This window comes from Cognataquiflexum nitidum (assembly GCF_022538055.1).
Classification (GTDB): Bacteria; Bacteroidota; Bacteroidia; order Cytophagales; family Cyclobacteriaceae; genus Cognataquiflexum; species Cognataquiflexum nitidum.
The window spans coordinates 1-3,720 of record NZ_JAKZAM010000070.1 but is presented as its reverse complement, the minus strand read 5'-3'; the positions used below and the strand labels follow the sequence as shown (position 1 = coordinate 3,720).

Sequence of the window (3,720 nt, the reverse complement as noted above, 5' to 3'; positions counted from 1 at the left end):
ATTATCATTAAAAACTCCCAAAAATGAAGCAAAATGAATATTCTTATTAAATCAAAAATTATTTAGGACAGCATTGATTCCCTTTTGAATAAACTCTTTTAATCTCATTAAATCTATATGTGAATTCTTGATTATTTTCTTTAATGAAAGTAATGTGACCGATTGCCAACTTTATGAAAGGGGTAATTTTGTTGCTATCATTATTGTACAAACTAAAAAGAATATAACCATTTTTTTCTAGGCCAATTTCCATTTTGTCAAGTAAATAAATAGTCCAATATTGTTCTACTTTTCTACAAAAGTTTATTTCAATTGGCTGTTCTTGAATTTCATTTCTTTTATCAAAGGTTCCTTCTTTATTGTAAGCAACCTTACCGTTTTCATTATTCAAAAAAATATAAAAGAAGTCTGTGCCTTGATAACTAAAATTTAATTTTCTCTCCACATGTAAAAAATAAACATCCGTTATTTCGTTAAAATTAACTTCTTTATCTATCGTTAGATTACTCCTATTTTCTTTACATTGATATTCAGCGAAACCATTTATACCAATAAATAAGTTTGTACGATCAAACTTATTAATGGCAACCATAAACCAAAGAATAATGGCTGTTGGAACGGTAAACCAAATAATTGTCCAAACTTCATTTGGTCTACCTATAAAATAAATTATTGCCCCTATTAATAAACCGACAAGTAATCCCTTAAAAAATCTCACAGCCTTTTTTGTTATTGTTAAAGGCTCTTCTCCTACTGCGAGATCTGAATAAGCACCTACCATCTTGCCAATTCTTTTCGGAAGCTTAAAAAAATCTAAATACTCGTCAAGCTTGTTCCCCCAAAGATCAAAAATTGGTTTAATCTGAGGTGTTTCTTGTAATTCTCTATCCCTGAAGGAATAAAATGGTTTGAACGGTTCATAAAAAAACCTTTCTTCATATTCTTTTTGAGTTCTCCTTTCGTATTGTCTCTTATTCTCTTGTTTTTCTTTTTCTTCTTTAGATTGCTTATTAAGAAAAATCAATAGATCATCGTCATATGAATTTCTTGTTATTGGATCAATAAGTAAATCATAAGCTTCCTTTATTTCGATGATTTTTTTTGTAAAAAAATCATCTCCAAAGTTCTTATCGGGGTGATATTTTACAGCCAATCTTCTATATGCCTTTTTAATTTCTAAGTCACTTGCTCTGTAGTCTATTTCTAATATTTCGTAATAGTTTTTCATTGCGTCTTCTTTTAATGTAAAAACTCTTAGTAGGCAGGTATCTTACATAAACTTCATTGTTTTGGTAAAATTGAATTTATTAAATCTCTTTTATTTTTTCCAATTTGTAATTGGATTTAAAGACCAATAATCACAGCATCATTTGGTACAGGTGCATTCATCCACGATGAATTTCATTTGGAGAGTGCCAAAGGGGTAAAAAAGTTACTTTCCAAAACTTCATTTGCAAATAGTATGCATGCCCGAATATCCTCCTCGGTGATATATGGATATTCTTCAATGATGGATTGAGAAGTTTCTCCATGTGCAAGCAATCCAAGTATAAATTGAACATACAATCAGGTGCCTTTTATGACCGGCTTCCCGGCCAATATTTCAGGCTTTAACTCAATTCTGTTTAGTATTGCTTCCATATTTCAATTTTAAATCAAATTTGCATGAATCTTTTTATCGAGATCAGTTTGGTTACCCCCCTGGGAGTAGTTAAACATTTGATGGTGGTCTGGGTGGGATTTGTAATTCCACCCTTTTATTTTTCCCAATTTGTAATTGGATATCAAACCTACTGTTCTTCATTCCATTTAAAAAAGAATTTTAAATTCTAAAAAATAGGAAGGCGTAATTACAAATTACGCCTAGCGTCAACTCACAATTCTCTCCAAAGGGGTACTTTCCAAGTGGAGGGGGATACCTCTGAAGTACCTCCCTCCACTTCAAAGACGAACTCACTTACCTTTTTACCTACCCAGTTCACCTTTTAGATGAACTAGTTCGCCTCGGAGAAGAACTCACTTACCTTTTTGGTGAACTGGTTTACCTTTTTGGTGAACTCACTCACCTTTTTACCGAACTGAGTCTCCTTTTTGGTGAACTCACTCACCTATTTACTGAATTGGGTCACCTTTTTGGTAAACTAGTTAGCCTCGGATACGAACTCACTCACCTTTTTGGTGAACTGGGTAACCTTTTTACAGACTGCGGCAGTCTTTTTACCTAACCGTCTGACCTGTAGAGTCCGACCGTAGTTCTGTTTGGCAAACCATTGTACCATTTTGAAATACAAAACAGGCTTGATTTTGCAAGAAAGACATGGTTTCTAACCACTCTTATAAGTGAAAAGCAGATCAGAAATAAATAAGTGTAGAATTGACAGTTTTTTGTATCTTTCTCTAAGTACAGTAAAATCCCGAGAAGCCTTTTGCCTCCTACTATCAATTAACAAATAACCTATTAACCATATTCTTCACCATGACCTACAAAACCAAAATCTTTACCTTTCAGGCCTTTATGCTCTGTTTTCTTGCCTTTGCTTCCGCTGCCTTTGCACAGGATGGCACGATCCACCCACTCGAAGCACCTGCAGAACCGAGGGCCATCTTACTCGGCACGGGTGGTGTCGAAAACCAACCCGCACCTGAGACGTGGTTCCGTCAGTGGGGCGATCCCATGGCGCGGAATATCTCCACAGCCACCCTCACACCTTTCCTCCCTGAACCGGGAAAAGCAAACGGCGCTGCCGTAATCGTCGCACCGGGGGGAGGTTTCAGTTGGTTGTCGATGGGCAATGAAGGTTGGGAGGTCGCAGAGGCCCTTGCCAAGCAGGGAATAGCCGCCTTCGTTCTCAAGTACCGCCTTAACCCTACGCCGGAGTCTTTGGAGGATTTTACGGCGTGGATGAACCGTCCTAGAACAGCACCACCTGCTCCAGCTTCAGGTTCAGCACAACCTGCCACTCCTCCCCGTCCACCGCAAAGAGACTTATCCAACCAACTTGAGGATGCCGAAGCTGCCTATTCTATGATTATTTCAAGGGCTAAAGAATGGGGCGTCGATACCGATCGGATCGGAATGATCGGTTTCTCGGCCGGTGCCGGTCTGACGATGCATTCCACTCTGCATTCCAAGACCATGAAGCTTGCCTTTATCGGACCGATCTATGGCGGGATGGGACCTGTGGAAGTTCCTAGGAATGCTCCGCCGATGTTCAATGTGATCGCGACGGATGATTTTCTGTTTCAGGGGCAGTTTGGGGTGATCGAATCCTGGCACAAAGCAGGGATCCCGGTGGAGTTCCACCTATATCAGAATGGAGGACATGGATTTGGTCTAGGTAATCCTGGAAGGACCAGTAACAAATGGTTTGATGCCTTTATCCATTGGCTTGATGTCAATAAGTTCCTAGCAGGAAAGTAAGCCCTGAAGCGGGCGAAACAACAATAGCCATGGGTAAGGTGCTACACTGCATTTCTTGCTTTCTCTAATTCTTATGCACCGCAGCCCATGGTTTAGAATCGGATCATTACGAGATTTCGGTCACGGATTTTCTAAAGAAGAGAATTCTCATTACCGAAATGGTTGGGAAAATCTTATCATTTCAACTCTTCAAACCTAATGATTAAATGATTTGTGTTATTTTGTCTCGTCCTGAAAATGGTTGACACTTTTGTTGTTTGAAATTAGTTATTGTTTCAATTTCTAAAGAGTTTCTATTA

The 3,720-nt window shown here is 38.2% G+C and carries 3 protein-coding genes; 1 reads left to right on the top strand and 2 read right to left on the bottom strand.

All coding sequences use genetic code 11. From position 1 onward, the window contains the following. Nucleotides 1–58 precede the first annotated feature (58 nt). Together MMU07_RS21575 and MMU07_RS21570 are read right to left on the bottom strand one after the other, a co-directional pair. A complete protein-coding gene (locus tag MMU07_RS21575; RefSeq protein WP_241128685.1) occupies nucleotides 59–1,228 on the bottom strand; it encodes a J domain-containing protein in 1,170 nt (389 codons plus the stop codon). A gap of 173 nt (nucleotides 1,229–1,401) precedes the next feature. After that, nucleotides 1,402–1,566 (bottom strand): DUF433 domain-containing protein, encoded by a 165-nt coding sequence (locus MMU07_RS21570; protein WP_255737833.1) that lies wholly within the window; start codon nucleotides 1,564–1,566, stop codon nucleotides 1,402–1,404. Nucleotides 1,567–2,476: 910 nt separating this feature from the next. Here MMU07_RS21570 and MMU07_RS21565 point away from each other — a divergent pair. Beyond that, on the top strand, nucleotides 2,477–3,421 hold the full coding sequence (locus tag MMU07_RS21565) for an alpha/beta hydrolase (RefSeq protein ID WP_418884530.1): 945 nt from the start codon (nucleotides 2,477–2,479) through the stop codon (nucleotides 3,419–3,421). The last annotated feature ends 299 nt before the right edge of the window (nucleotides 3,422–3,720 follow it).

What these genes read in the sequence shown, in the direction of transcription:
- MMU07_RS21575 (WP_241128685.1), bottom strand. Translation starts at nt 1,228, where the DNA reads ATGAAAAACTATTACGAAATATTAGAAATAGACTACAGAGCAAGTGAC.
- MMU07_RS21565 (WP_418884530.1), top strand. Translation starts at nt 2,477, where the DNA reads ATGACCTACAAAACCAAAATCTTTACCTTTCAGGCCTTTATGCTCTGT.